This window comes from Thioalkalivibrio sp. AKL12, assembly GCF_000377925.1.
GTDB lineage: Bacteria > Pseudomonadota > Gammaproteobacteria > Ectothiorhodospirales > Ectothiorhodospiraceae > Thioalkalivibrio > Thioalkalivibrio versutus.
Map to the genome: position 1 here is coordinate 86,663 of NZ_KB898893.1, position 25,417 is coordinate 112,079.

Annotated in this window: 24 protein-coding genes and 1 other RNA gene; 7 read left to right on the top strand and 18 right to left on the bottom strand. The window is 67.5% G+C overall.

Annotation, left to right across the window (positions count from 1 at the left end; all coding sequences use genetic code 11):
• Nucleotides 1-37 precede the first annotated feature (37 nt).
• From D579_RS0105165 to D579_RS0105185, 6 genes are all read left to right on the top strand, one after another.
• A complete protein-coding gene (locus tag D579_RS0105165) occupies nucleotides 38-544 on the top strand; it encodes a heme-binding protein (RefSeq protein WP_018167912.1) in 507 nt (168 codons plus the stop codon).
• Between the two features lie 45 nt (nucleotides 545-589).
• Nucleotides 590-1,024, top strand: a complete 435-nt coding sequence (locus D579_RS0105170; protein WP_018937960.1) for a rhodanese-like domain-containing protein — start codon at nucleotides 590-592, stop codon at nucleotides 1,022-1,024.
• Nucleotides 1,025-1,098: 74 nt separating this feature from the next.
• Nucleotides 1,099-1,284, top strand: a non-coding RNA gene (ssrS, locus tag D579_RS14620) — 6S RNA.
• A gap of 30 nt (nucleotides 1,285-1,314) precedes the next feature.
• Complete coding sequence (locus D579_RS0105175) at nucleotides 1,315-1,962, top strand: 5-formyltetrahydrofolate cyclo-ligase (protein ID WP_018951296.1); 648 nt, start codon at nucleotides 1,315-1,317, stop codon at nucleotides 1,960-1,962.
• A gap of 19 nt (nucleotides 1,963-1,981) precedes the next feature.
• Nucleotides 1,982-2,446 carry an EVE domain-containing protein gene (locus tag D579_RS0105180; RefSeq protein ID WP_018176468.1) on the top strand — a complete coding sequence of 155 codons (465 nt, stop codon included), beginning with the start codon at nucleotides 1,982-1,984 and terminating at the stop codon, nucleotides 2,444-2,446.
• Nucleotides 2,447-2,450: 4 nt separating this feature from the next.
• Nucleotides 2,451-3,128 carry a glutathione S-transferase family protein gene (locus tag D579_RS0105185; protein WP_018951297.1) on the top strand — a complete coding sequence of 226 codons (678 nt, stop codon included), beginning with the start codon at nucleotides 2,451-2,453 and terminating at the stop codon, nucleotides 3,126-3,128.
• Between the two features lie 136 nt (nucleotides 3,129-3,264).
• Here D579_RS0105185 and D579_RS0105190 read toward each other — a convergent pair whose 3' ends face one another.
• From D579_RS0105190 to D579_RS0105255, 14 genes are all read right to left on the bottom strand, one after another.
• On the bottom strand, nucleotides 3,265-3,537 hold the full coding sequence (locus tag D579_RS0105190) for a cupin domain-containing protein (protein ID WP_018951298.1): 273 nt from the start codon (nucleotides 3,535-3,537) through the stop codon (nucleotides 3,265-3,267).
• 74 nt (nucleotides 3,538-3,611) lie between these two features.
• Nucleotides 3,612-4,280: a DUF6064 family protein gene (locus D579_RS0105195; protein WP_018951299.1), complete on the bottom strand. Its 669-nt coding sequence runs from the start codon at nucleotides 4,278-4,280 to the stop codon at nucleotides 3,612-3,614.
• A gap of 36 nt (nucleotides 4,281-4,316) precedes the next feature.
• Complete coding sequence (locus D579_RS0105200; RefSeq protein ID WP_018951300.1) at nucleotides 4,317-5,258, bottom strand: aldo/keto reductase; 942 nt, start codon at nucleotides 5,256-5,258, stop codon at nucleotides 4,317-4,319.
• Between the two features lie 59 nt (nucleotides 5,259-5,317).
• Nucleotides 5,318-6,169, bottom strand: a complete 852-nt coding sequence (locus D579_RS0105205; protein ID WP_026289446.1) for a uroporphyrinogen-III synthase — start codon at nucleotides 6,167-6,169, stop codon at nucleotides 5,318-5,320.
• Entirely contained in the window at nucleotides 6,166-7,614 is a 1,449-nt protein-coding gene (gene cysG / locus D579_RS0105210; RefSeq protein WP_026289447.1) for a siroheme synthase CysG, read from the bottom strand. The genes D579_RS0105205 and cysG overlap by 4 nt, the downstream gene beginning before the upstream one ends.
• 2 nt (nucleotides 7,615-7,616) lie before the next feature.
• Entirely contained in the window at nucleotides 7,617-10,307 is a 2,691-nt protein-coding gene (locus D579_RS0105215) for a nitrate reductase (protein ID WP_018951303.1), read from the bottom strand.
• 1 nt (nucleotide 10,308) lies between these two features.
• A complete protein-coding gene (gene nirD, locus D579_RS0105220; protein ID WP_018951304.1) occupies nucleotides 10,309-10,671 on the bottom strand; it encodes a nitrite reductase small subunit NirD in 363 nt (120 codons plus the stop codon).
• Nucleotides 10,668-13,157 carry a nitrite reductase large subunit NirB gene (nirB, locus tag D579_RS0105225; protein ID WP_018951305.1) on the bottom strand — a complete coding sequence of 830 codons (2,490 nt, stop codon included), beginning with the start codon at nucleotides 13,155-13,157 and terminating at the stop codon, nucleotides 10,668-10,670. The genes nirD and nirB overlap by 4 nt, the downstream gene beginning before the upstream one ends.
• On the bottom strand, nucleotides 13,157-13,957 hold the full coding sequence (locus tag D579_RS0105230) for an ABC transporter ATP-binding protein (protein ID WP_018951306.1): 801 nt from the start codon (nucleotides 13,955-13,957) through the stop codon (nucleotides 13,157-13,159). The genes nirB and D579_RS0105230 overlap by 1 nt, the downstream gene beginning before the upstream one ends.
• 25 nt (nucleotides 13,958-13,982) lie before the next feature.
• The gene (gene ntrB / locus D579_RS0105235) at nucleotides 13,983-14,921 is read right to left on the bottom strand and encodes a nitrate ABC transporter permease (protein WP_018951307.1); all 939 of its coding nucleotides are present in this window, start codon (nucleotides 14,919-14,921) and stop codon (nucleotides 13,983-13,985) included.
• Between the two features lie 49 nt (nucleotides 14,922-14,970).
• Nucleotides 14,971-16,275, bottom strand: a complete 1,305-nt coding sequence (locus tag D579_RS0105240; protein ID WP_018951308.1) for a CmpA/NrtA family ABC transporter substrate-binding protein — start codon at nucleotides 16,273-16,275, stop codon at nucleotides 14,971-14,973.
• 464 nt (nucleotides 16,276-16,739) lie between these two features.
• Nucleotides 16,740-18,065: a nitrate regulatory protein gene (locus tag D579_RS0105245; RefSeq protein ID WP_018650405.1), complete on the bottom strand. Its 1,326-nt coding sequence runs from the start codon at nucleotides 18,063-18,065 to the stop codon at nucleotides 16,740-16,742.
• 126 nt (nucleotides 18,066-18,191) lie between these two features.
• Nucleotides 18,192-18,548 carry a DsrE family protein gene (locus tag D579_RS0105250; RefSeq protein WP_018167932.1) on the bottom strand — a complete coding sequence of 119 codons (357 nt, stop codon included), beginning with the start codon at nucleotides 18,546-18,548 and terminating at the stop codon, nucleotides 18,192-18,194.
• Nucleotides 18,549-18,639: 91 nt separating this feature from the next.
• Nucleotides 18,640-18,882, bottom strand: a complete 243-nt coding sequence (locus D579_RS0105255; protein ID WP_018951309.1) for a hypothetical protein — start codon at nucleotides 18,880-18,882, stop codon at nucleotides 18,640-18,642.
• 164 nt (nucleotides 18,883-19,046) lie between these two features.
• On the opposite strand from D579_RS0105255, the gene D579_RS0105260 reads away from it, so the two are divergent.
• Nucleotides 19,047-19,604, top strand: a complete 558-nt coding sequence (locus tag D579_RS0105260; protein ID WP_018951310.1) for a TMEM165/GDT1 family protein — start codon at nucleotides 19,047-19,049, stop codon at nucleotides 19,602-19,604.
• Here the strand turns inward: D579_RS0105260 and D579_RS0105265 are convergent.
• The 4 genes from D579_RS0105265 to D579_RS0105280 form a co-directional block, all read right to left on the bottom strand.
• Nucleotides 19,539-20,291, bottom strand: coding sequence for a TVP38/TMEM64 family protein (locus D579_RS0105265; RefSeq protein WP_018951311.1), 753 nt, complete (start codon nucleotides 20,289-20,291; stop codon nucleotides 19,539-19,541). The two genes, D579_RS0105260 and D579_RS0105265, sit on opposite strands and share 66 nt — an antisense overlap.
• Nucleotides 20,288-21,676, bottom strand: coding sequence for a replication-associated recombination protein A (locus D579_RS0105270; RefSeq protein ID WP_018951312.1), 1,389 nt, complete (start codon nucleotides 21,674-21,676; stop codon nucleotides 20,288-20,290). Before D579_RS0105270 ends, D579_RS0105265 begins: the two co-directional genes overlap by 4 nt.
• A gap of 295 nt (nucleotides 21,677-21,971) precedes the next feature.
• Nucleotides 21,972-22,643 (bottom strand): outer membrane lipoprotein chaperone LolA, encoded by a 672-nt coding sequence (gene lolA, locus D579_RS0105275; RefSeq protein WP_018167937.1) that lies wholly within the window; start codon nucleotides 22,641-22,643, stop codon nucleotides 21,972-21,974.
• A 140-nt stretch (nucleotides 22,644-22,783) separates the two neighbouring features.
• Entirely contained in the window at nucleotides 22,784-25,117 is a 2,334-nt protein-coding gene (locus D579_RS0105280; protein ID WP_018951313.1) for a DNA translocase FtsK, read from the bottom strand.
• Nucleotides 25,118-25,417 lie beyond the last annotated feature (300 nt).

Here is a 25,417-nt window from a genome sequence, read left to right on the forward strand (position 1 = left end):
TCGACGTGCAGCACCCATAACCAGAAAGGAGGAACCCATGACGAATTCCCTGACCCGCCTGGTGACCGGCACCGCCGCGGCCCTGTGCCTCGGCCTCGCCAGCAGCGCCCAGGCCGATGTCTATACCCAGCGCTTCATGACCCTTGAACTGGCCAACGACATCGCCATGGGCGCCGTCGAGGCCTGCCGCGAGATGGGCCACCAGACCGCGGTGGTCGTGGTTGATCGCGCCGGCAACGACCAGGTGGTCCTGCGTGACCGCATGGCCGGCGTGCAGACCATCCAGATTGCCGGCGACAAGGCCCGGGCCGTGACCATGTCCGGCACCACCTCCGCCAACTTCCGCGACAACCGCGAAGACATCCGCATGGAGATGAACCACGTGGATGGCATCATCATGCTGGCCGGCGGCCTGCCAATCGAAGCGGCCGGCAGCATGCTCGGAGCGGTCGGCGTGTCCGGTGCGCCCGGCGGCGATCTCGACGAGGAATGCGCCCAGGCCGGGATCGACCGGGTCCAGGAACGCCTCGACTTCGCCATGTAAGCATTGCGGGTGCCAGGGAACGGCGCCCGCCCCCAGGAAAACACCATGACCGACACCCCCCGCCCCGCCCCGAAACGCATCTCGCCGGTGGAGACCTACGAGCGTCTGCAGGCACGCCCGCGCGACCTGCTGATCGACGTCCGCTCGACCATGGAGTATCTGTTCGTCGGCCATCCGACCGGCTCCATCCACATCCCGTGGATCGACGAACCCGACTGGACCGTGAACCCACAGTTCGTGCCGCAGGTGCGCAAGCTGCTGCTGGGCGGCGTCAGCGATCACAGCGAAGAAGCACCGGCCCTGTACCTGATCTGCCGCAGCGGCAAGCGCACGCTGGACGCCGGGCAGGCCCTGGTGGACGCCGGCATCGAGCATGTCTTCTCGGTGGACGAGGGCTTCGAAGGACCACTGGACGAGAACCACCAGCGCTCCACCCGCAGCGGCTGGCGCTACCACGGCCTGCCCTGGGAGCAGTGCTGAGGCCCGCGACGGATCCCCTACAGCCACGGGGGTTGCGCGCACCCCAGGGGGTTTGGTTCATAATGAACTCGGACGCGTCACTGCGGCGTTCGATTGTGGCCCGGTGGTACCCTTGAGCCTTAATTTTTCACCACGGGACCGAGTACTTCCGTTTCGCTGTGCATGTCCGTCTTCGAGCGGAAAGCCTAAAGATCCGGAGACTTCTCCCACCTGAGCCCTAGGTTCAAGGTCAAGGGCCACGCCGGCGCCTGCGGGGCGCGTCCACTTCTTTATTGATCCCGATTTCCTTTATGCCTGCGGAAACCGACTCCGTTCAAGATTCGCTATCGCCCGACGATCTGCGTGCCCTGCGTCTGCGCCTGCGCCGCGCGCGGGCGGCTTTGTCGGATGCCCAGCTCGACCACCACTCTGCCGCCATTTGCGGACACCTGCTGCGCTGGTTCGAGCGCTGGAAGCCGCATTGTGTCGGCGCCTATCGCGGCCTGCGCGGCGAGGTCGACCTGACCCCACTGACCGTCGCCCTGGCCCGGCGCGGCACCCGCATCGCCCTGCCGGTGATGGACGACAAACGCCCCGGGCACATGCATTTCCACACCTGGGCCCCGGATGAGCCGCTTTGCCACAACGGCTTCGGCATCGCCGAGCCCTGTCCGGACGCCCCGCGCATCTGGCGCCGCGAGATGCAGGTGGTGCTGATGCCGCTGGTGGCCTTTGACACTGCCGGCAACCGCATGGGCATGGGCGCGGGCTACTACGATCGCTACTTCGCCCGGCGCCGCTTCGGCATCCACCGGCCGAAACTGATCGGCGTGGCCCACTCGCTGCAGGGCGTCCCGGCGCTGCCCACACAGCCCTGGGACGTCCCGCTGGATGGCGTTGTCACAGAACAGGGCTGGCATGCGCTTCCAGACCGCGCGCGGCACAATACGCTCGACTGAAACCCCTGAAGGAGCCCGCATGGCCTACTGGCTGATGAAGTCCGAACCCGACGAGTTCAGCATCGACGACCTGGAACGCGTCGGCGTGGAGCCGTGGGACGGCATCCGCAACTACCAGGTGCGCAACATGATGCGCGACGAAATGAAGAAAGGCGATCTGGCCTTCTTCTACCACTCCAACGCCAAGCCACCGGGCATCGTCGGCATCCTGCGCATCGAGAAAGAGGCCTACCCGGACACCTGCGCCTTCGACCCCGAAGATCCGCACTACGACCCAAAGAGCGACCCGGACAACCCGCGCTGGCTGCGCGTGGACGTCGCCTTCGAGGAAAAATTCGGCGACATCATCACCCTGGACTGGCTGAAGCAGCAGCCGCAGCTCGAGGACTGCCCGCTGGTGCGCCGCGGCAACCGGTTGTCGGTAATGCCCATCACCCAGGACCAGTGGGACTTCATCCTGAGCCACGCCCAGCGCGGGAAGTAAACGCGTGGCCACGCTCTACCACTTCCCGCACGATGCGAAGGCCGACCGCCTGCGCCTGGCCTGCGGCTACAAGGGTGTCGCGCTGGAGACCCGCGCGCTGGACTGGTTCGACGACGAGACCTTCTTCGAACTGGGCGTGGCCCGCCAGTCCCCGATCCTGAAAACCGACGACGGTACGCTGCACACCGACACGGTCACCGCATTGCGCGATATCGACCACCTGTTCCCGACCGGCGAGCCACTCTCCGACGGCGTCATCGCCGAGGACGCCTGGCAGGCCCTGGTGGACTGGCGCGCCAAGGTGGAGATCGTGCTGGACCGACTCTACGCCCCGCTGGCGCCGGGCTTTCACGGCATCGGCGAGAGCGCCGAGGCCCTGGCCGATTTCAAGGCGCATGTGCAGCACCGCTTCGGCCTGTCGCTGGAGGAACTCGCCAACGACCGCTACGACGGCTACAACCAGCTCGCCAAGCTGAGTCACCTGCCGGAACTGGCCAAGCACCTGGCCGCCAACCGCTTCTACCTCGGGCAGCCGTCGATCGCCGACTGCGTAATCGCCGCCGACCTCTACCCGCTACAGATGCACGACGGCATCAACCTGCCCGTCGACATGCTCTACTACCTCCGCCGCGTCGAGGAGACCTTCCACACCCCTCTCAACACCCACTGGCTCGCCCGCTGACCTGTTGGCGACAACCCTTCAACGGGCCATGCGCCGCGTCCCTCATCCACAGCACTCAGACTCGTCGTCATCGCGAGGAGCGCAGCGACGTGGCGATCTCGCAGGGACCCCGGCCCAAGCGCAGGCCAGAGTCATTTCACCCAAACCGGTAGTGCTTGCGGATGTCGCGGTGGATCTCCCAGGTGCAGTCCATGCCCTCGGGGAAGGTGACGAGGTCGCCCTCGCCGACCGTGACCGGCTCGCCGCCGTCCGGGGTCACCGTGACCTGACCTTCCAGGATGTAGCAGACCTCGCGCGCGTCGTAGTGCCAGGGGAAGGTCGAGACCTCCTTCTCCCAGACCGGCCAGTCGAACACCCCCTGGCGTTCCAGGTGGTCGTGGTCGGGACGGTGAATCACTTCGATGGACATGACAGCCTCCTCACTATCGAGAAGACGCGAGCCTAAACCGAACCCGCCCGAGGGCCAACCGGTCATGACCCCGGTCAGCCCCCCGGATGCAAGCCTGTCCGCTCCGTGCGGCCAAAGCGCCGAAGCAGCAGGAGCACGAACGCCCCCACGCCGAGGGCGGCCGGCAGGAATTCCAGCCACTGGCCAAGGCCCCAGGCCATGTAGCCGGTGACCAACGCCCACAGCAGCGGGATGATCGCCAGCACCAGGGGCGGACGCGACGGCACCAGCAACAGCAGTCCCAGGGTCAGCAGCATCACCGGTCCCGGGGCCACGCCGACATATTGCAGCTGCGTCCAGGGCGTCCCGGTCAATGCGAGATCCAGCAAGGGATAGCCCACCAGCGCGTAGACGATCATCAAGACCGCGCTGCTACCCGGGAGCCCGCCGGGCCAGCCAAAGCGGGCCTGGCCCATCAGGGTCAGGGCGAACACCAGCATCAGGCCTTGGGCCACGAACACTCCGGCCAGCCACTCGGAGGCGAAGTGGAACGGCGCCAGCGAACCACCGAAGAAGGCAACCCCAGTCCAGATCCAAAGCACGCCCAGCAACAGGCCAATGACACGACCGGCCGCATGCGACCCCGAAACCACCAGCCCCACAGCCACCAGAGCAAGCAGTGCGCCGATCCCGTGCAGGGGCCAGATCGCGGTGTTGTACTGGCCCAGGATCGCCAGCCAGGTCGAGGCCTCAAACGGCAGCATGTCGGCTCCCCGGTCGCAAGGATTCGGAGGCCAACCCTACAGGTCCTGCACGTACGCGACCATGCGGCTGCGCATTCCGGCGTCCGGCATGGGGCCGTACAGCGCGCCCATATTCTCCTCCATGTGGGCCACCACCGAGGTCGCGGGGATCGCACAGGTCACGTCCGGGTGCGAGACGATGAACTTGAGCAGGAACTGCGGCCAGTTCTCGCATTCGATCTCCGCCGCCCATTCCGGCAGCGGATGCCCCGCGAACTGGTTGAGCAGCGCCTTGCGCCGAAACGGGCGGTTCGCGATCACCGCCACCCCGCGTTCCCGCGCCAACGGCAACAGGCGCTGTTCCGCTTCGCGATCCAGGATGTTGTAGGTCAGCTGCACGAAGTCCAGGTCCTCGCGCCGCAGGATGCGCTCCAGCTCGTCGTGGCGGCGGCCGTGCGAGGTGGTCACACCGATATAGCGAACCTCCCCCGCCTCACGCCGCTCGCGCAGGGTTTCCAGGTGCGCCTCCCAGTTCTGCAGGTTGTGCACCTGCTGCAGGTCCAGGGTGTCGACACCCCACAGATCCCGCGACTCCGCATGCTGGTCGCGGCCGGTCGAGGTGCTGCGCGTCCAGATCTTGGTCGCCGAGAACACACCCTCCGGATGGCCCAGTTCGCGCAGGCCGTGACCGACCACCGCCTCCGCGCGCCCGTACATCGGCGAGGAGTCGATCAACCCGCCGCCACGGCGGACAAAGGTATCCAGGATCCGGGTACGCACCGCCAGCGCTTCGGGATCCTCCGGCACATTGAAGGTAATCCACGTCCCCATCCCGATCACCGGGATCTCCTCCCCGGAAGACGGGATCGGCTTGCGCTGCGGCTCACGCCCCTCGGCGGTCCCACCGACAAGGGGCCACCCCGCGCCGAACGCCACCGCGGACCCGGCCATCCAGCGCAGGAAGGATCGGCGCGAACGCCGCGGAAATGGATGTTTCATGGCACGTGATCACCGAAGAAGACTCCATCCGTGGGCCATCCGGCCGCGCCACAAGTTCCCTATGCGACGGCCTGCAGGTGCCGGGCCAGCGCCGAGACCAGCGGTTTCATGAAGTATCGACCATCCGGTACCACGGTGGGGGTAATACCGTGAGCGTGCAGTTCATCCGCCACCACGGGGCCAATCGCCGCGACGATGGTGCGCCGCAACGCCTCTCGCAACGCATCCTGACGATCATCGGCCAGGCCGACCCGCAGCAGACGCCGGACCTGGGCCTGGCTGGTAAAGGCGATCGCATCCACCTGGCCCGCGATCAGGGCCTCGATCAGCTCGCTCACACGCCCCGTCTCGGCAGCATCCGCGTAGCGGTAGGGCCAGACCGGGAACGCCTCCGCGCCTGCCGCCCTCAGGAAATCCAGCAGACGGCGGTTGGGCTCCGCACCGTAGAGCTGCACACCGATACGTTGTCCGTGCAGGTCCTGAGCGGACAGGGTCTGGATGATCCCTTCGGTGGTCGGTGCCGCCGCTACGGCGTCGGGCTGCACACCGAACGGTTTCATCGCGCGGCCGGGTTTGGGGCCCCGCACCAGCGTCGGGGTCCCGGCCACGGCCGTCAGCCAGGCATCCTCGCACCCGGCGCGCCGAGCAAAGCCGGTCAGCCGAGTAAACCCCTCGCCCGTCAGGAAGATCAGCCGATCGAACGGCGCTTCGATGGCGGATGCCAGCCAGGACTCGATGGCCGCCTGGTCGAGGCTGTCGTGGATGGCGACCAGCGGGCAACGCCACACCTCGGCCCCGCGCCGCTCCAGCAGCCCGGCAAAGACCTCCAGTGCACGGCTCTCCGGGAGCGCGACCCGGACGCCGGCCAGCGCGCCAGAGACCGCATGCGTACGATCCTCCAATCCGCTCACGCCGCGGTCGCGACACCGGATGCCGGCATCAGCTGCGGGAACGTCGTGGCCGACCCGGCATCCGGCCGGAACCAGGCCAGGCGCTGGTGACAGGCGGCGACCTCGCCGATCACGATCAGGCTGGGCGAGCCGACCTGTTCGCGCTCGGCGCGGGCGGCCAGGGTATCCAACGTGCCGGTCACGACACGCTGACGGGCGGTCGTGCCATTCTCGATAATCGCGGCCGGGGTCCGCCCGGCACGGCCCGCACCCTTGAGGCCCCGGCAGATCTCGCCCACGCCCTTGCGGCCCATATAGAACACCAGCGTCTCGCAGGTGTTCGTCAGCTGCGACCAGTCCACGTCCAGCCGGCCCTCGCGGGTGTGGCCGGTAATGAAGCGCACGGACTGGGCATGATCACGGTGGGTTAGCGGGATGCCCGAATAGGCGGCACAGCCACTGGCCGCGGTGATGCCGGGCACCACCTGGTAGGCCACGCCGTCGCGGGCGAGCACGTCCAGTTCCTCACCGCCGCGGCCGAACACGAACGGGTCGCCGCCCTTCAGCCGCGCCACGCGCTTGCCCTCGCGCGCCAGTCGCGAGAGCAGTTCGCTGATCGCCTCCTGCGGCACGCAGTGGTGATCGCGCTCCTTGCCGACATAGAAGCGCTCGGCCTCGCGCCGGGCCAGGTTCACCACCTCGGAGGACACCAGCCGGTCGTAGACGACCACGTCCGCCTGCTGCAACAGCCGCAGTGCGCGGAAGGTCAGCAGGTCGGGGTCACCCGGCCCGGCGCCGATCAGGTAGACCTCGCCTGGCGTAGCGGCTTCCGCTTCATTCAATTCCTGCTCCAGACGCTCTGCGGCCGCGTCCATACGTCCGGCCAGGGCCAGCTCGGTGGCCGGCCCGGCAAACGCCCGCTCCCAGAAGGCGCGCCGCGCATTCACGCTGTCGAAGTGGGCGCGCACCCGGTCACGCAGGCGACCGGCCAGCTCCGCCAGGCGCCCGTAGCCGGCCGGGATCAGGCTCTCGATCTTCGCGCGCAGCAGACGCACCAGGACCGGGGCGCGGCCACCGGAGCCGATTGCGATGGTCAGCGGGCCGCGCTCGACGATGGCCGGCAGGATGAAGCTGCAAAGCTCGGGCTGGTCCGCCACATTCACCGGGATCGAGCGCGCAACACAGTCCTCCGAGACCTGGCGGTTCACCGTCTCGTCGTCGGTCGCGGCGATCACGATCGCCACCTGCCCCAGGTACTCGGTTCGGTAGGCACCCGGCTCGCGGGTGATCGACTCCGGGTGCTCGCGCAACAAGCGCTCGGCGGCATCACTGTACTCAGGGGCCCGCAGGCGCACCCGCGCCCCGGCCTCCAGCAGCAGCGCTGCCTTGCGCGCGGCCACCGGACCGGCCCCGACCACCAGGGCCTGGCGACCGTGCAACTGCATATAGATCGGCAGGTGTTCCATGCTCATCCCTCCCGCGCCACGGGTTCCGTGGGCGCCTCGGATTCTTCATTCAACAGGGTCTGGATCTCGGGGCGGCAGGAGCCGCAGTTGGTGCCGGCCTCGAGGCAGGCACCCACGGCCTCGCAGCTCGCCAGCCCCTGCTCGCGGATCGCCGTGCGGATGCGCGTCTCGTCCACGCCAAAACAGGCGCAGACCAGGCGCCCGCGCGCGGCCTGTCCATTCGGCGGACGGCCCGTGAGCAGGGCCATGCGTTCGTCATCGGTGATCGACTCGGCCGCGAACAGACCGCCCAGCCATTCGCGCTCGGGCAGGCCCCGGTCGGGACCCGCGAACAGCACGCAGGCAAGCCGGCCCTCGTGGATGCGCGCGGCGCGGTAGCGCCCGCCCGCGGGGTCGGCGAACTCCAGCCACTCGCCGGGGCCGTCCAGCCGTGCCCGCCAGTCGGCGATCTCGGGTGGCGCGCCGCGTCCGGCCAGTTCGACGCGCAGATGCCGCGGGCCGCGCACGGTCACCGCGTAGTCGGCCTCCGGTAGGCTCACCGGCTCGCGGCTCAGCACGAAGCCGTGCCAGTCCATCGCCGCCGGGCGCACCGAGACGGCCGTGTGCTTGAACGCCGGCTGCCCGGAGACCGGATCGACATGCGCGGGCACCAGGGCATCCACCCGCGCCAGGCGGGCGATCGGGCGGCTCCAGTGCATCGGCACAAACACGCTTCCGGGGCGTTGCTCGCGGCTCACCTGCACCCGCGCTAGCAAACGCCCATGTCGGCTGGTCACCTCGGCCAGATCACCCGCCTGCACACGGAACAGGCCGGCATCCACCGGATGGATCTCGACGAAGGGTTCCGGCTGGTGGGCACTCAGGCGCGGGGTACTCGCAGTGCGGGTCATGCTGTGCCACTGGTCACGGATGCGGCCGGTGTTCAGGCGCAAAGGGTATTCGGCATCGATCGTGTCGGTCGGCGATTGCGGGGTCACGGCGGCGAGCCGTGCGCGGCCGTTGTCCGTAAAGAAGCGGCCATCGGCGTAGAGGTAGGGGGTACCCGTCTCGGCTCCGGCGGGCAGCGGCCACTGCACCGGTTCGAGGGCCTCAAAGGCGGCCGCGTCGGTCGTGGCCAGCGCGCCGATATCGAAGTCCCGCGTGCTGTCATTTTCGAACGCGGACAGGGCCGCATGCTCGCGGAAAATCTCCACCGGTTGCGTATAGGGGAAGGCCTCGGCAAAGCCCAGGCGGCGGGCGACCTCGGCCAACGCCCACCAGTCGTGACGCGCCTCGCCCGGGGGTTCCCGGAACGGGCGCTGGCGCGAGATGCGGCGCTCGGAATTGGTCACCGTGCCGTCCTTCTCGCCCCAGGTGGTCGCCGGCAACAGCACGTCGGCCACGCGGGTCGTCTCGGTCTCGTGCACGCAGTCGGAGACCACGACCAGCGGGCAGTCGCGCAGGGCCCGCTCGAAGCGTTCGGCTTCGGGCAGGCTGAACAAGGGGTTGGTGCCGATGATCCAGATCGCCTTCACCTGCCCCGATTCAACCGCGCGGAACAGATCCAGCGCCTTGAGCCCCGGCTTGCGGGCGAGATTCGGGGTATTCCAGAAGCGGCTTACGCGATCCAGGGACACTTCGTCGAAGCCCATGTGCGCGGCCAACTGGCTGGCCAGTCCGCCAACCTCGCGCCCACCCATCGCATTTGGCTGACCGGTCAGCGAAAACGGGCCCATGCCCGGGCGGCCGATGCGGCCGGTGGCCAGGTGCACGTTGAGGATCGTCCCGGCCTTGTCCACACCGCTGTCGGACTGGTTGATGCCCTGACAGAACGCGGTAACCGTCCGCTCCGTTCGAGCAAACCAGCGGAAGAAGGTGGCCACCGCCTCGGGGTCCAGTTCGCAGGTCTCGGCGGTCACGGCAATCGACCGGCTGGAGGCGCGCGCCGCCGCCAGGGCGTCGGCAAAGCCATCGACATGGCGTTCGAGAAATGCCGGGTCCAGCGCATACTCGCGGCGCAGGTGATCCAGCAGGCCGTTGAACAGCCAGGCATCCGTGCCCGGCGCCAGCGGCAGGTGCAGATCGGCCGCCTGGGCAGTGGCCGTGCACCGCGGATCGATCACCACCAGCTTCATCTCCGGGCGCGCCGCGCGGGCGGCCTGCAGGCGCTGGAACAGCACCGGATGCGCCCAGGCCATGTTCGAGCCGACCACCACGACCAGGTCCGCCTGTTCCAAGTCGGTGTAGCTACCCGGTACGCCGTCCACACCAAAGGCCCGGGTGTGTGCGGCCACGGCCGTGGACATGCAAAGCCGCGAGTTGGTGTCGATGTTGGCCGAGCCGACGAAGCCCTTCATCAGCTTGTTGGCTACATAGTAGTCCTCGGTCAGGATCTGCCCCGAGACATACAACGCCACGGCATCCGGCCCGTGGCGGTCGATCACCTCGCGAAAGCCGCCCGCGACATGATCCAGTGCTGCGTCCCAGTCGACGCGCGCGCCCTGGATCTCCGGGTGCAACAGCCGGCCCTCGTCCCCCAGGGTCTCGGCCAGCGCCGCGCCCTTGGAACACAGGCGCCCGGCGTTCGCCGGATGGCTGGCGTCGCCACGTACCGCCACCGGAAACTCGCCATCGGGCGTCGCGGTCACCTCCACGCCACAGCCCACCCCGCAATAAGGGCAGGTGGTACGCGTCACCGATTCGGACGTGGCCATCTCAGCCCGCCTCGCGGCAGTCAACCACCGGCGCCGCGTCCGAATCGGCGGCCGCGGCGGCCAGGTCCAGCCACACCTGGCCCTCGGTCACGTGGACCGGGAAGGCATGTGTGCAGCCCGAATCCGCGCCCGTGGCCGCGCCGGACTGCAGGTCAATCACCCAGTTGTGTAGCGGACAGGTCACACGTTCGCCGTGGACGATGCCCTGCGACAGTGGCCCGCCCTTGTGCGGACACTGGTCGCGCAGGGCGAAGACGCGGTCGTCCGCGGTGCGGAACACGGCGATGTCACCCTGCGGGCCGGCGACGACCCGCGCGCCCAGCGGCGGGATCTCGGCGAGATGGCAGATCGCGATCCAGCTCATGCCGACACCTCCGGGCGCGGGCCCTTCGGCGGGTCATCCACCGGCCGGATGGGAATGAACTCGTGCGCCGCATGGCCGGCGGCCCGCTCGGCCCAGGGGTCCACCTGCGCCACCTCCTGCGACTGAAGGAAGCGGGCGTACAGCGCGGCACGGTTCTCGGCGTCGTCCACCAGGCGTTCCTTCACCTGCGTCAGCCCGACACGCTCGATCCAGGGCGCGGTACGCTCCAGGTAGCGGGCGCTTTCGCGGTAGAGCTGCATGAAGGCCCCGGCGTATTCGAGCACCTCGGCCTCGGTCTCCACCTTGCAGAGGAAATCGGTCGCACGAACCTTCACCCCGCCGTTACCGCCGACGTGCAGCTCGTAGCCGGAGTCCACGCAGACCACGCCCAGGTCCTTGATCGTCGCCTCGGCGCAGTTACGTGGGCAGCCGGAGACGGCCATTTTGAACTTGTGCGGGGTCCACGAGCCCCAGCTCATCCGTTCCAGCTGGATGCCGAGACCGGTGGAGTCCTGGGTGCCGAAACGGCACCACTCGGAGCCAACACAGGTCTTCACCGTACGCAGGGCCTTACCGTAGGCATGGCCGGAGACGAACCCGGCCTGGCCGAGATCGCGCCACATGGCCGGCAGGTCGCTCTTTTCCACACCCAGCAGGTCGATGCGCTGGCCGCCGGTAAACTTGACCGTGGGCACCTCGTAGCGCTCGGCCACCTCGGCGATCGCGCGCAGTTCGGCCGGCGTGGTCACCCCGCCCCAGATGCGCGGGATCACCGAGTAGGTCCCGTCCTTCTGGATGTTGCCGTGGGCACGCTCGTTGATGAAACGCGACTGCGCGTCGTCCTGGTACTCCTTCGGCCAGGCCGCCAGCAGGTAGTAGTTGAGCGCCGGCCGGCAGACGTGACAGCCGTTCGGGGTCTTCCAGTCGAGGGCCTGGAATACCGCGTCCATGGTCTTCAGGCCGTCGCGGGTGATCGCCGCGCGAACCTCGTCGTGACTGTGATCGGTGCAGGCGCAGACGGGCTTTTTCGCCGGGGCATCGGAGTAGTCACCGCCCAGCGTGGTCGCCAGCAGTGACTCGACCAGTCCGGTGCAGGAACCGCAGGAATTCGAGGCCTTGGTGTGGGCGCGAACGTCCTCCAGCGTGAACAGCTTGTGCTCGCTGATCGCCTGGACGATATCCCCCTTGCACACACCGTTGCAGCCGCAGATCTCGGCGTTGTCCGGCATCGCCGCCACGCGCGAGGCCTCGTCGCCGTGGCCGGAGTCGCCGATATGCGCCTGGCCGAACAGCAGGTTCTCGCGGATATCGGCGACCGGCGTCCCGTCGCGCATCAACTGGAAGTACCAGGAGCCATCCAGGGTGTCGCCGTAGAGCACCGCGCCCTGGATGCGATTGTCCTTCAGCACCAGGCGCTTGTAGACGCCGCGCGCGGCGTCCTGGAACACCAGATCCTCGGTGGTCTCGTCACCGGCGAAGTCGCCGGCGGAGAACAGGTCGATTCCGGTCACCTTGAGCTTGGTCGAGGTCATCGAGCCCTCGTAGCGCCCGATGCCGTACTCCGCGAGGTGGTTGGCACAGACCTTGGCCTGTTCCCACAGCGGCGCGACCAGGCCGTAGGTCGTGCCGCGATGCTGCACGCACTCCCCGACCGCGTAGATCGCCGGGTCATACGTCTGCATCGTGTCGTTCACTACCACGCCGCGCTCACAGTGCAGCCCGGCGGACTCGGCCAGCGCGGTATTCGGGCGGATGCCGACCGCCATCACCACCAGATCGGTGTCGACCTCGCTGCCATCGGCAAAGCGCACGCCGGTGACCCGCGCGTCCCCGAGGATCGCCTGGGTCTGGTGCGCCATGCGAAAGTCCATGCCGCGCTCCTCCAGCGAGGCGCGCAGCATGCCGGACGCCGCGGGATCCAGCTGGCGCTCCATCAGGTGATCCATCAGATGCACCACGGTCACGTCCATGCCCTGGCGCATCAGGCCGTTTGCGGCCTCCAGCCCCAGCAGGCCACCGCCGATGACCACCGCGCGCTTGTGTTCACGGCTGGAGGCCAGCATCGCGTCGACATCGTGGATGTCGCGAAAGCCCACCACACCGTCGAGATCGACACCCGGAATCGGGATCATCACCGGATCCGAGCCGGTCGCCAGCAACAGCCGGTCATACGGCGCCTCGGTGCCGTCCTCGACGATTACCCGACGACCAACACGGTCGATCCGCTCGATGCACTTGCCCTTGTGCAGGGTGATCCCGCGCTCGGCATACCAGGCATCGTCGTTCAGCATGATCTCGTCGACGGTCTTCTCCGAGGCCAGCACCGGCGAGAGCATGATGCGGTTGTAGTTGCCCCAGGGTTCGGCGCCGAACACGGTGATGTCGTACATGTCGGGCTTGAGTTTCAGCAGCTCCTCGACCGTGCGCATCCCGGCCATGCCATTGCCGATCAGGACCAGCCGCGGCTTGTCGTTTGGCGTGTTCATTACGCAGCCTCCGCTTCCGGGTTCTTGTGACGCTCGTGGAGGAAGCGCAGGACCTCGGCCCGGTAGTGGTTGTACTGCGGGTTGTCGGCCATCGCCAGACGCTCGCGCGGCTTGGGCAGGTCAATCTCCAGGAACTCGCCGATGGTCGCGGCCGGGCCGTTGGTCATCATCACGATGCGGTCGGACAGCAGCACGGCCTCGTCCACGTCGTGGGTGACCATCAGCACGGTGTTGCCCAGATCCGACTGGATGCGCATCACCTCATCCTGTAGGTGCGCCCGGGTCAGCGCGTCCAGCGCACCGAACGGCTCGTCCATCAGCAGTACCTTCGGCTCCATCGCCAGTGCCCGGGCGATGCCGACACGCTGCTTCATGCCTCCGGAGATTTCGTCCGGGCGCTTGTCGAGTGCGTGGCCCATGCCGACCATCTCCAGCGTCTGCAGGATCCACTCGCGACGCTCGGCCGCCGACTTGGTGCCCTTGAAGGTCTTGTCCACCGCCAGGGCGACGTTGTCGCGCACCGTCAGCCAGGGCAGCAGCGAGTGGTTCTGGAACACCACGCTGCGATCCGGTCCCGGCTTGCTCACTTCCTTGCCGTCCAGGATCACCGCGCCGGTGCTGGTCTCCAGCAACCCGGCGACGATGTTGAGCACCGTCGACTTGCCGCAGCCGGAGTGGCCGATGATGGAGATGAACTCGCCGCGGTCCACGTGCAGGTCGACGTCGCGCAGCACCTCGGTAGCCGAAGGCCCTTCACCAAAGGTCTTGTGGACATGTTCGATGGAGAGATAGCTGGTCATGATGTTTCTCCTGTAAGGGGCCGGCTCAGCCGGCCTGCGTGCCACGGGTAACCCAGTTGCCGACGATGGCAACCAGACGGTCGAGGAAGAACCCGACCAGGCCGACGTAGACGAGCGCGAGCACGATGTCGCTGAGCATGGAGGCGTTCCAGGCATCCCAGATAAAGAAACCGATACCAACACCACCGATCAGCATCTCGGCGGCCACGATCGCCAGCCAGGCGAGACCGATCCCGATGCGCAAACCGGAAAAGACATACGGCGCGGCGGCCGGGAGCATGATCTTGGTGAAGTACTCGAAGCCGTTCAGGCGCAGCACGCGGGCCACGTTCACGTAGTCCTGCGAGATATTCCGGATACCGACGGAGGTGTTGATGATGATCGGCCAGATCGCGGTGATGAAGATCACGAAGATCGCCGACGGATTGCTGGCCTGGAACGCAGCCAGCGAGATCGGCAGCCAGGCCAGCGGCGGCACGGTACGCAGGACCTGGAACAGCGGGTCGAGTCCGCGCATCGCCCAGGTGGACTGACCCACCAGCACGCCCAGGCCAATGCCGGCGACCACCGCCAGCGCATAGCCATAGGCCACGCGCTCGAGGCTGGCCAGCAACTGCCAGGCCATGCCGACGTCGTTGCCGCCGTAGTCATAGAAGGGATTGACGATCAGTTCCCAGGTGTCGGTAATCACCTGGCTCGGGGCGGGCAACACGGCTCCCGGGGAGGACGCCATCATCTCCCAGATAAGCAAAAAAAGCGCCGTGACGACCACCGGCGGCACCACGACCGCGGCAGTATTGCGCAGGCGCCGGGCCCAGGCCCCGGGATCTGCCCCGGGGCGCGGCTGGGGCCTGGCCGCAATGGTGGTGGCCTTCCGGGCCACGGGCCGGGTGGGCGATGCCTCGACCACCGGGCGATCGCGCCCGGAGCCGAAGGTCATGGTGCGGTCGAGAATGGCACTCATGGCGGAATCCTCTTGAATCGTTTTTTTCGGGTGTCGTCGGGCCGCCGCGTCAGGACGCGATCGCCTTGATGTCCAGGCTGTCGAGATAGGCCTGCGGGTTCTCGGGATCGAAGACCTTGCCGTCAAAGAAGGCCTCCTTGCCGCGCGAGGTGGACTCGGGGATGTCGGCGGAGTCAATACCGAGCTCGGCGGCCGCCTCGCGCCAGATGTCCTCGCGGTTGACCTCGTCCACCAGCGCCGGCATGTCCAGATCCGGCGGCAGATAACCCCAGCGGATGTCCTCGGTGAGGAACCACAGGTCGTGGCTCTTGAACGGATAGGAGGCGTGATCCTTCCAGTAGCGCATCTGGTCCGGGTGGTCCTCGACCACGCGGCCGGTGCCGTAGTCGAAGTTCCCCTGCATGCGGTCGATGATGTCGCCGTACGGGGCGTGGATGTAGCGCCGGCGCGAGCAGATCTCGGCGACCTCCTCCTTGTTCGCCGGGTCCTCGCAGTACATCTGCGCCTCCATCACCGCCATGGTCAGGGCGCGCGCCGCGTTCGGATGAGCCTCCACCCAGTCGGCACGCATGCCCAGCGCCTTCTCCGGGTGGTTGTGCCACAGTTCGCCGGTGGTGTTGGCGGTGTAGCCGATGCCCTGATTGATCAACTGCATGTTCCACGGCTCGCAGACACAAAAGGTGTCCATGGACCCGACGCGCATGTTGGCAACCATCTGCGCCGGCGGGACCACGATGGTGGCGATGTCGCGGTCCGGATCGATCCCGCCGGCGGCCATCCAGTAGCGGATCCACAGATCATGGGTCCCGCCCGGGAAGGTCATCGCCGCACGAATGTCGTCACCGCCGGCGGCCTTCTCGGCCAGGGCGCCCTTGAACTCCGTGGTGTCGGTGCCGACCTTCAGGTCGGCGTACTCGTCCCCGACCGAGATGCACTGCCCGGCCAGGTTCAGTCGCGCGAGGATCGTCATCGGCGTGCCCCGGCGATGGATCAGGTAGGGCATTGGCGTGAGAATGTGCGAGCCATCGATTCCGCCGCGTTGCGACCCCAGATCCAGGTTGTCGCGCACCGTGCCCCAGGAGGACTGCTTCAGCACCTGCACATCGGGCATGCCGTGAGCGGCGAAAAAGCCCTTCTCCAACGCAATGAACAGCGGTGCGGCATCCGTCAGCGCGATGAAGCCGAGCTTCGCCTCGGTGGTCTCCGGCTTGCCATTGCCGGCCTTCGCATAGCCCCAGGGCGCCGCGCCCGAAAGGCCCATTGCCGTGGCGCCGATTCCGGCGGCCATGCCGCCCAGGAAACGCCGGCGCGACAGGCCGGAGGTGTTCTTCGTGTCGTTCGTTTGATCGGTCATTACGGGTTCACTCCCCTTGTCAGCAAACACATCCCAAAAACGAAAAAAGGCGTCGCATCAGCCCGGCCGCTTGTGCAGCCGGGTGATGGACGCCTTTGTCCAGTCTCACGGGAGCCCCGGTCATCGGGTCTCCCTGTTGTCAGGCGACGAACCGCCGTTGGCTCGTCTTGCCCATACTCCTGCAGGAGGTGTGCCAATTAGCCGTTGCTAGGCGACCATGCGGGAAACAATCGCCACGTGGCGCGGAAAAATCGGATGGTTTCGAACACCGGGTCGAACGCTTGCGGGAAGCCCGAAGTCCGGAAGCCGATCCCTGAGGCACCAGCCTGGGGCGCACTTGCGGTGCAGTTGACCTGCAATAGTGCGCTGCCAGAGGGCGACCTAACCCGCCGTAGGAGCCGCCTTGGCGGCGAAGCCCCTGCCAAAGTCCGGCGCGGGCAGGGGCTTCGCCGCCAAGGCGGCTCCTACAGGCCCTTCCCCAGCAGGTCAGACATGGCGACGGTCGCCTCGGCCACCTCGGCCAGACGCCGGTTCTGGTTCATCGCAGTCTGGCGCAGGAGCTTGTAGGCCTGGTCCTCCGTCAGGCCGCGATGCTGGATTAGCAGTGCCTTGGCTCGCTCAATCGTCTTGCGCTCGGCCAAGGCCTGGCGCGCCGCCTGCAGCTCGTCCTCCACCGACTGCAGACGACTGGCCTGGCGTTGCACCAGGTCCATCACCGAATGTCCGACGATCGGCACATTGAGCGGGTTATCGCCGCCCACGCCGTCGGAATCCAGCCCCTCGGGCGCACCGAAGAACACCGCATACGGCACGCTGTCGCGCAACTCCGACTCGGCCAATTGCGCGATACGGTCACGCACCGCACCCAGGTCCGCGCGATCCGCCACGATGCGCGCGGAGCAGCACTCGTTCAGGTGCATCTCCAGCCGATCCTCGATCTCCTTCATCGCGTCGATACGCGCAGTCGTGCAGGCAAACCACGCCTCGGCCCGGGCCGGGGCCGGCTGGCCATCGGCCTGGGTGCAGGCCTGACGGCGCAGGCGCTCGACCTCGGCGGCGAAGCTCGCGCCCTGTAATTGACGCCAGGCGCCGCAGGCCGATTCCGGGGCAAACTCCGAGAAGATGCGAAACGAACGTTCCTGGGCATCGATACGGTGTAACAGGGCCTGGCGCAGCTCGCCGTCAAACACGCCCTGGCCAAAGCCCGCAGCACCGATCGCGCGTTCCTGACCCGCAAGCTCCTTGCCCTGCATGAAGTTCAAAAGAGCGACCAACGCACCGGAGACCTCCGGGTCAGTAGCCGAATCCGCTGCCTCGAATACCACGGCCAGGAGCGACCGGATCAGTTCGCTGAATCCGCGCATCGCCTCCATCGGCGAAAGCGTGCGCTCGTTGACCTCCTCGCGCAGGCTGGGCAGCCCGGACAGCCCGTGCAGGGCCAGTGCCATACGCCCCAGCAACCGGCTGCGCGCGTGGGCACAGGCCCCCGGCTGTAACCAGCCATCAAGGTGTTCGCGAAAGGCCGCCGCCGTGGTGTCGGATTCGGTTCGATACTGCCCCAGCTCCTCGGCATAACGCTGGCCAGCCGAGCCGATCCAGAGGCTGGAAGCGCCGCGTTCACGCTGCAGTTGATGCACCAGGGCACGGATGCACCCGACCAGTTGCACGGCCTCCAGCAGGCGCTCCAGGCTCACTACCTCGCATTTGCGCGAGGCGACCAGGAAGTCGCCAATGGCCTCTTCATACGAAACGCTCGGGGACAGGGTATTCGGGGGGAGATTCTGACTCATGCTCATGATCCGCGGATGCCTCGCGGAACAAACAAGCATGCAATGTGCCAGTTCGGGGCACTGGCAGGGGCGGGAGATCAGAACGAGCGGGGGATCACACCCCCGCCCGCGAGCAACGATGAACGATTAGAAGCTCATCGAGCGGTCGAAGTCGGCGACGGCCTGGACGTACTGGCCCATGCCGGCCATCTCGGCGTTCGGCAGGAAATTGTGTTCGCCGACGTCGCGGCCCTTGGCGCAGGCCTCGCAGGCCCAGAACGGGACGCCTTCACTGACCAGTGAATCGACGATGTCCTTCATTGCCGGCATGTTGTGGCCGACGATCTTGTCGTAGACATTGCGGTTGGCGATGTTCACGGCCTCGCCCTGCAGCCAGACGGTCACGTCATGGCCCTGCTGCTTGGCCACGTTGGCGGCGATCATGCCGAGCGTCGCACGGGTGGGGTCGTCGGTACCGGCGGTGACAGCAACAATAAAGCGCATGGAGTTCTCCTGAGTGCTTGAAACGTGCTGCAACCGTAGCGGCAGGCACGCCCGGCGTCGATTTCCCACAAGCTGCGGAGAAACACTCGGATCAGGGCCTGCCCCTAACCGTAACGCTGGTCCGGTAGAGCTTGAAGGCCATCAACAGCCAGGGGATGGCGTGCATGACCAGGTCGAGGATGTCCCGCACCCGGGTCAGCTCGCCGGCGAGCAGCCAGCGCAGCTTCTCCGCGACATGCGGCTCGGGGATCCAGGGGGCCAGGCCCAGCGTGGCCACCAACAGGGCAAACAGCCACAGCGGTGCGCGATCGACCCAGCGTACGAAGGCTTTCATCGCGCGCATCCTACCCAAGGCCCGCGCACGGCGCAGCCCGTTCTTGCCGGTAACGGGGCCGCCTTCTACACTTTTGCCTGCTTCAGGGGGGCGCGACGCGGCGGGCCCGGGAACCCCCTGGCCTCACCGCTGCCCGCATTGGCCGCCTGGCCCGGAAGACCATCATGGAAGCCCTGCTCGTCTCCACCGTCATCGTCGCCATCGCCGAGATGGGCGACAAGACCCAACTCCTCGCGCTGCTCCTGATCTGCCGCTACCAGCAGACCTGGCCCATCATCTGGGGCATCGTGGTGGCGACCCTGGCCAATCACTTCCTCGCCGCGCTGGCCGGCGTCTGGGTCGGCGCCAGCGTGCCGGACGAGTGGCTGCGCTGGGGGCTGGGGATCGGCTTCATCGTCATGGCCGCCTGGGTGCTGGTGCCGGATAGCGAGGACGAGCTGCCGGCCACCTCGAAACACGGCGTATTCTGGACCACCACGGTGCTGTTCTTCCTGGTCGAGATGGGCGACAAGACGCAGGTGGCTACCGCCGCGCTGGCCGCGACCTTCGACAACCTGATCCTGGTCGTGATCGGCTCGACCATCGGCATGGTCGTAGCCAATGCGCCGGTCGTATGGCTGGGACAGCGCTTCGCCTGCCACCTGCCGCTGCGGCTGCTACGCGCGCTCGCCGCGCTGCTGTTCTTCGCCCTGGGCCTCGGAGTCCTGCTCGCCTGGGTCTGACTCCGAGCGCAGCATCTTCTGTCCCAGCCAGATGCGCCGCACCAGGCGCGGCAGCAACAGCAGCAATGCCAGCACCGCGAGCAGCGCCAGACCCAGTTGCACCCCGCTGTCGGCACCACTGGCCACCTCGCGGGTGGCATGCCCCAGCCAGGCATAGGCGAACAGGCCCGGGATCAGCGCCACCACCGTCGTCAGTGCAAACACGGGCAGCGGCAGGCGCACCAGCCCCAGGGCATAGTTGGTGGGCGCAAACGGAAACACCGGTACCAGCCGGGTCAGGGCCACCACGCGCCAGCCCTCGGCCTCCACATCCTCGCGCAGCCGGGTACTGCGCGGCCCCATGCGCGGAACCAGCCAGGGCTGCAGCCAGGTACGGGCCAGCATGAAGGCGATGACCGCCGCCACGGTGGCCGCCAGCAGACTCAGGGCGCCACCGGTGAAGGGACCGAACAAGGCCCCGCCCAGCAGGATCCAGAAGGTGCTCGGCAGCGGGAACAGGGCCAGCACGACAAACGCCAGCACGAATACCAGGTAGGCCCCAGGGCCCCAGCTGAGCAGCCAGACCTCCAGCTCGCCCAGCGGAACGCCGAGGCTGGGCCACTCGGTGGTCAACAGGATCCACGCCAGCGAGACCCCGAACAGGATCGCCGCGACCGTCAGCCAGCTCTTGTGATGTCGAATCCTCATGTCACCCCGTCACCCCGGTCCCCGGGATCTTCACCGCCGCCGCGCAGACGCTCCAGACGCTCCGCCAGCGCGCGCTCGGTACCATCCCGGCGCGGACTATAGAAGCGCGCTTCTTCCAGCCCTTCGGGCAGATAGACCTGTCCACGCGCAAACCCGTCCGGTTCGTCGTGGTCGTAGCGATACCCGGCACCGAAGCCCTCGGCACGCATCAGCTCGGTCGGGGCATTGCGCAGGTGCAGGGGCACGCCCGCGCTGCCGCTGTCGCGGATCGCGGCCCGCGCGCCGTTCAGCGCGGCATAGGCGCTGTTGCTCTTGGGTGCGGAGGCCAGTTCGATCACTGCCTGTACCAGCGCCAGATCGCCTTCCGGCCGGCCCAGACGTTCCATGGTCTGCCAGGCCACCAGCACCCGCGCACCGAGGCCAACCGCGGCCAGGCCAATGTCCTCGTAGGCCATGCGCAGCAGGCGGCGACCGAGGTAGTCCGGGTCACAGCCCGCATCCAGCATGCGGGTGAGCCAGTACACCGCGGCGTTCGGATCGGACCCGCGCACTGACTTGTGCAGGGCGGAGATCTGGTCGTAGAAGGCATCGCCCTGACGGTCGAAGGCCAGTGACTGCGCCCCCATCACCGCGCGCAGCGCGTCGCCGGTGATGGCGCCATCGCGCGCCAGGTCCGAGGCGGTCTCCAGCCAGTTCAGGGCACGCCGGGCATCGCCATCGGCGGCGCGCGCAAGACGCTGACGCTCCTCCGGGTCCAGCGTCAGGCCGCGCCCGCCCAGACCGCGCTCGGGGTCATTGAGGGCCCGGTCGATCAGGGCCTCGATGGCCTCCGCCCCGACCGCCTCCATGCGATAGACCCGCGCGCGCGACAGCAGCGCGCTGTTGAGTGCGAACGAAGGATTCTCGGTGGTCGCGCCGACGAAGGTCAGCGTGCCGTCCTCAATGTGCGGCAGCAGCGCATCCTGCTGGCCCTTGTTGAAGCGGTGGATTTCGTCGATGAACAGCAGCGTCCCGACACCATTGCGGCGGCGGGTTTTCGCGGCTTCGACGACCGCACGGACGTCCTTGACCCCGGCCAGCACGGCGGACAGCGTGACCAGGCGCTGGGCTCCGGCCGCCGCCACCAGCCGCGCGAGCGTCGTCTTGCCGCAGCCGGGCGGGCCCCAGAGGATCATCGACGGGGTCTGGCCCTGCTCGATCGCCTGGCGCAGCGCGGCATCGGCGCCGACCAGGTGGTCCTGGCCGACCATCTCGTCGAGACGCGCCGGACGCATGCGCTCGGCCAGCGGCGCCGAGGGATCCAGGGCTACCGGGGCCGGTTCGGGTTCGGGCGAGGCCACGTCCGGATCGGGGCCGAACAGATCGCCTTCGGGGGAATCACTCATGCAGGGATTGTAACCCCTCGGGCCGAAGAGCCTTGTTCACCACGAAGTGCGCGAAGGTACGAAGAAGGACTATTGAACCACGGAGGGCACGGAGACAACCCAAGGGGGTATCACAGCCCATGTGCAGGATGCGTTGAGCAAAGCGAAAGGCATCAACATCGATCACCCGGAATATCGCCGCCTTCCGACCGATGCGTTTCGCTGCGCTCAACGCATCCTACGCACCTGAAAGCTTAGTGATTTTCTCCGTGGCCTCTGTGCGCTTTGTGGCAGATAACCCGCGAGCGGACCTCGCTCAAGGCCGATAGATGTCGGTCCCGGCCGGCGGGTCGAAGGTGAACACGCCCGGGTCGAGTTCGCCATTGCGTTCGGTTTCGTGGAAGAGGATCACGGTCTCCTGTCCGAAGATGTCGCGGAAGGCCATGCGGGTCAGGTCGCCATCCGCGGTCAGGTCCAGGTCCAGACTGGTGAAGTCGGCCTGTTCGTTGCGCGGCACCAGCACCAGGCGCAGGGCATCGCCGCCCGGCACCGGGCGCAGTGACATGCGGAAGTGCTCGTCCAGACGCTCCGGCTGGGTGATCGCGGCGATCGGCGTGGCGTCGAAGGCATCCCCCAGCGGGCGCACCGTGGCCTGCGACAGGTCCGGGTCGTACATCCACAGGTCCTCGCCATCGGAGACGATGGTCTGCGGGAACGGCTCGGTCACCTCCCAGTGCAGGCGATTGGGCAGCCCCAGCTGCATGCGGCCATCGGACTCCTGCAGCACGTAGCCGGTGTCGTCGCGCACGGTCTGGGTAAATTCGGCGGAGAAGCTTTCCAGGCCATCGACAAAGCGATCCAGCGCCGCGCGGGCATCCTCCATACCGCGGTCGGCGGCCAGGGCCGGAACGGCGGTCAAGGCCAGTACCAGGCCAAGGGACAGGGCCCGCCAGAGGGCGCCCGGACACGTAAGGGGACGAGCGTTCATGCAGTCTCCAGGATGGATGAGTATGCGATTCATGATGCGCCGCGAGGCTTAACCCGGCGTGAATGTGCTGCACAGGGATGACGAACCGCGTCACGCGATCAGGGACATGGACACCAACCACGCCCTCGGGTTCGGGGCGCTCAGTCGTTCGGGCCGGGAACCAGGACCTCGCGATTGCCGTTCGACTGTACCTGGCTGACCAGGCCGGCGGCCTCCATGTCTTCGACCATGCGCGCGGCGCGGTTGTAGCCGATCTTCAGCCGGCGCTGGACGAACGAGATCGAGGCCTTGCGTGACTCGATGACCACCTGCACGGCCTGATCGTAGAGCGGGTCCGATTCGTTGCCGTTCCCCTCGGGCGACTCCAGCCCCGGGATGCTGGCCGCACCCGCCTCCGGCTCGTCGAGGATCGCGTCGTTGTAGTCCGGCTCGCCGGTGGACTTGAGGTACTCGACCACCTGATGCACCTCGTTGTCGCTGACGAACGCGCCGTGCACGCGCTCGGGCATCGCCTTGCCCGGTGGCAGGTAGAGCATGTCGCCGTGACCCAACAGGTGCTCGGCACCCATCTGATCGAGGATGGTGCGCGAGTCCACGCGCGAGGAAACCTGGAAGGCGATACGGGTAGGGATGTTCGCCTTGATCAACCCGGTAATCACGTCCACCGACGGACGCTGGGTGGCCAGGATCAGGTGGATGCCGGCGGCGCGGGCCTTCTGCGCCAGCCGGGCGATCAACTCCTCCACCTTCTTGCCCACGACCATGATCATGTCGGCGAATTCGTCGACCACAACCACAACAAACGGCAACGGCTCCAGCTCCGGCGCCTCGGTCTCGGTGATCGCCTCCTCCGGCTTGAACAACGGATCCTTCAGCGGCTCGCCGCCGGCCTGGGCATCGCGCACCTTCTTGTTGAAGCCGCCAATGTTGCGCACACCCATCGCCGACATCAGCTTGTAGCGCCGCTCCATCTCCGCCACCGCCCAGCGCAGGGCGTTGGAGGCATCCTTCATGTCGGTGACGACCGAACACAGCAGATGCGGGATGCCCTCGTAGACCGACAACTCCAGCATCTTCGGATCGATCAGGATCAGGCGGACGTCTTCCGGCGTGGACTTGTACAGCAGCGACAGCAGCATCGCGTTGACGCCCACCGATTTCCCGGAACCGGTCGTCCCGGCGACCAGCAGATGCGGCATCTTTGCCAGATCCGCGATCACCGGGCCGCCGCCGATGTCCTTGCCCAGCGCCATGGTCAGCGGCGACTTGTTCGAGTCGAACAGATCCGAACGCAGGATTTCCGAGAGGGCCACGATCTCGCGGTTCTCGTTGGGGATCTCCAGCCCCACCGTGGACTTGCCCGGGATCACCTCGACGATGCGTACGGCCATGACCGACAGCGAACGCGCGAGATCGGTGGACAGCCCGGAGATGCGCGAGGCCTTCACCCCGGCCGCCGGCTGCAATTCGAAGCGGGTGATCACCGGCCCCGGCTGCACCGCGACCACCTCGACCTCGACCCCGAAGTCCTTCAGCTTCAGTTCCACCAGGCGGGAGAGCGCCTGCAACGACTCCTCGGAGAATCCGTCGGGCGGCGGCGGCGGCTCGTCCAGCAGGGCCAGCGGCGGGTGTGGATCGGCGCCCGTCCCCTCGGAGAACAGCGGGACCTGCTTCTCCTTCTGCACCCGCGGGCTGGGTGGCGGCGCCTCGATACGCGGCTCCACCCGCGAGGGCGTGCGTTTCTCGGTGCGCTTGCGCTCCTTCTCCACCCGGGTCTCGCGTTCGGCCCGTTCGCGGGCGCCGATACGGCGGTCACGGGCCGAGTCGATCGCCACGCGGGCACGCTCCCAGCCACGCACGGCCAGCTGTCCGAGACGATCCATCAGCAGAAACCAGGACAGCCCGGTAAACAGGGTCACCCCGGCCAGGAACAGCGCCAGCAGGACCAGTGTCCCGCCCACCAGGCTCAGCCCGGCGACCGCCCAGCCGCCGAACAGGTCGCCGAGGATGCCGCCGGCATGCACCGGCATCCCGCCCGGCATCAGGTGCAGCGCGGCCAGGGCCGAGCCGGCGATCAGCGCCACGATCAACGCCAGCCCGCGCACGGTGAGCTCCATGGGGCTGGCGATCTGCGCCTCGCGGCGGTGCCGGAACAGCCACCAGCCAATGCCGCCCACGGCCAGCGGAATCAGGTAGGCCAGATAGCCGAGCAGATGGAAAGCGATATCGGCGAACCAGGCGCCCGTGGTGCCGCCCAGATTGCGCAGACCCTCGCCGTCGCCGGTGGTCGACCAGGCGGCATCGCCCGGGTGATAGCTCGCCAGCGCCACCAGCAGATACAGCGCCAGCATGCCGAAGATCAGCAGTGCACCCTCGCGCAGACCACGCAGGAGTTGCCCACTCAGGCTCGGCGGTGCGGCCGGCTCTGCCGTTTTGCTGCCCTTGCCCCCGGATTTGGCCTTGCTTGCGGCCATGCGCTCCCCACTGGTCCGGCCCGCGGCGCGGGCAACTTTTCAAGGAAGCGCTGAATAAAGCCATCCTGGCTTTCTCAGCGCACGCTGCACTGCAAACGCGGTTTGCAGCTTGCTTCACAATCAACCCCCTGCGGTGGTCGATTGCGGCGGCACCTCCTTGTGCCGCCGGGAAACGCCGATGAATCGGCGTTTCCCGGGATCATCGCGCAGTTTACCGGTTAAAACGTTCTTCGGGGGGCCAGACCTGCCCAGCCTGAGAACCGAGTCCGGTCCGATCGCTTTCCGGCAGGCTGCCTCGGC

What these genes read in the sequence shown, in the direction of transcription:
- D579_RS0105165 (WP_018167912.1), top strand. Translation starts at nt 38, where the DNA reads ATGACGAATTCCCTGACCCGCCTGGTGACCGGCACCGCCGCGGCCCTG.
- D579_RS0105170 (WP_018937960.1), top strand. Translation starts at nt 590, where the DNA reads ATGACCGACACCCCCCGCCCCGCCCCGAAACGCATCTCGCCGGTGGAG.
- D579_RS0105175 (WP_018951296.1), top strand. Translation starts at nt 1,315, where the DNA reads ATGCCTGCGGAAACCGACTCCGTTCAAGATTCGCTATCGCCCGACGAT.
- D579_RS0105180 (WP_018176468.1), top strand. Translation starts at nt 1,982, where the DNA reads ATGGCCTACTGGCTGATGAAGTCCGAACCCGACGAGTTCAGCATCGAC.
- D579_RS0105190 (WP_018951298.1), bottom strand. Translation starts at nt 3,537, where the DNA reads ATGTCCATCGAAGTGATTCACCGTCCCGACCACGACCACCTGGAACGC.
- D579_RS0105195 (WP_018951299.1), bottom strand. Translation starts at nt 4,280, where the DNA reads ATGCTGCCGTTTGAGGCCTCGACCTGGCTGGCGATCCTGGGCCAGTAC.
- D579_RS0105200 (WP_018951300.1), bottom strand. Translation starts at nt 5,258, where the DNA reads ATGAAACATCCATTTCCGCGGCGTTCGCGCCGATCCTTCCTGCGCTGG.
- cysG (WP_026289447.1), bottom strand. Translation starts at nt 7,614, where the DNA reads ATGGAACACCTGCCGATCTATATGCAGTTGCACGGTCGCCAGGCCCTG.
- D579_RS0105215 (WP_018951303.1), bottom strand. Translation starts at nt 10,307, where the DNA reads ATGGCCACGTCCGAATCGGTGACGCGTACCACCTGCCCTTATTGCGGG.
- nirD (WP_018951304.1), bottom strand. Translation starts at nt 10,671, where the DNA reads ATGAGCTGGATCGCGATCTGCCATCTCGCCGAGATCCCGCCGCTGGGC.
- nirB (WP_018951305.1), bottom strand. Translation starts at nt 13,157, where the DNA reads ATGAACACGCCAAACGACAAGCCGCGGCTGGTCCTGATCGGCAATGGC.
- D579_RS0105230 (WP_018951306.1), bottom strand. Translation starts at nt 13,957, where the DNA reads ATGACCAGCTATCTCTCCATCGAACATGTCCACAAGACCTTTGGTGAA.
- ntrB (WP_018951307.1), bottom strand. Translation starts at nt 14,921, where the DNA reads ATGAGTGCCATTCTCGACCGCACCATGACCTTCGGCTCCGGGCGCGAT.
- D579_RS0105240 (WP_018951308.1), bottom strand. Translation starts at nt 16,275, where the DNA reads ATGACCGATCAAACGAACGACACGAAGAACACCTCCGGCCTGTCGCGC.
- D579_RS0105245 (WP_018650405.1), bottom strand. Translation starts at nt 18,065, where the DNA reads ATGAGTCAGAATCTCCCCCCGAATACCCTGTCCCCGAGCGTTTCGTAT.
- D579_RS0105250 (WP_018167932.1), bottom strand. Translation starts at nt 18,548, where the DNA reads ATGCGCTTTATTGTTGCTGTCACCGCCGGTACCGACGACCCCACCCGT.
- D579_RS0105255 (WP_018951309.1), bottom strand. Translation starts at nt 18,882, where the DNA reads ATGAAAGCCTTCGTACGCTGGGTCGATCGCGCACCGCTGTGGCTGTTT.
- D579_RS0105260 (WP_018951310.1), top strand. Translation starts at nt 19,047, where the DNA reads ATGGAAGCCCTGCTCGTCTCCACCGTCATCGTCGCCATCGCCGAGATG.
- D579_RS0105265 (WP_018951311.1), bottom strand. Translation starts at nt 20,291, where the DNA reads ATGAGGATTCGACATCACAAGAGCTGGCTGACGGTCGCGGCGATCCTG.
- D579_RS0105270 (WP_018951312.1), bottom strand. Translation starts at nt 21,676, where the DNA reads ATGAGTGATTCCCCCGAAGGCGATCTGTTCGGCCCCGATCCGGACGTG.
- lolA (WP_018167937.1), bottom strand. Translation starts at nt 22,643, where the DNA reads ATGAACGCTCGTCCCCTTACGTGTCCGGGCGCCCTCTGGCGGGCCCTG.
- D579_RS0105280 (WP_018951313.1), bottom strand. Translation starts at nt 25,117, where the DNA reads ATGGCCGCAAGCAAGGCCAAATCCGGGGGCAAGGGCAGCAAAACGGCA.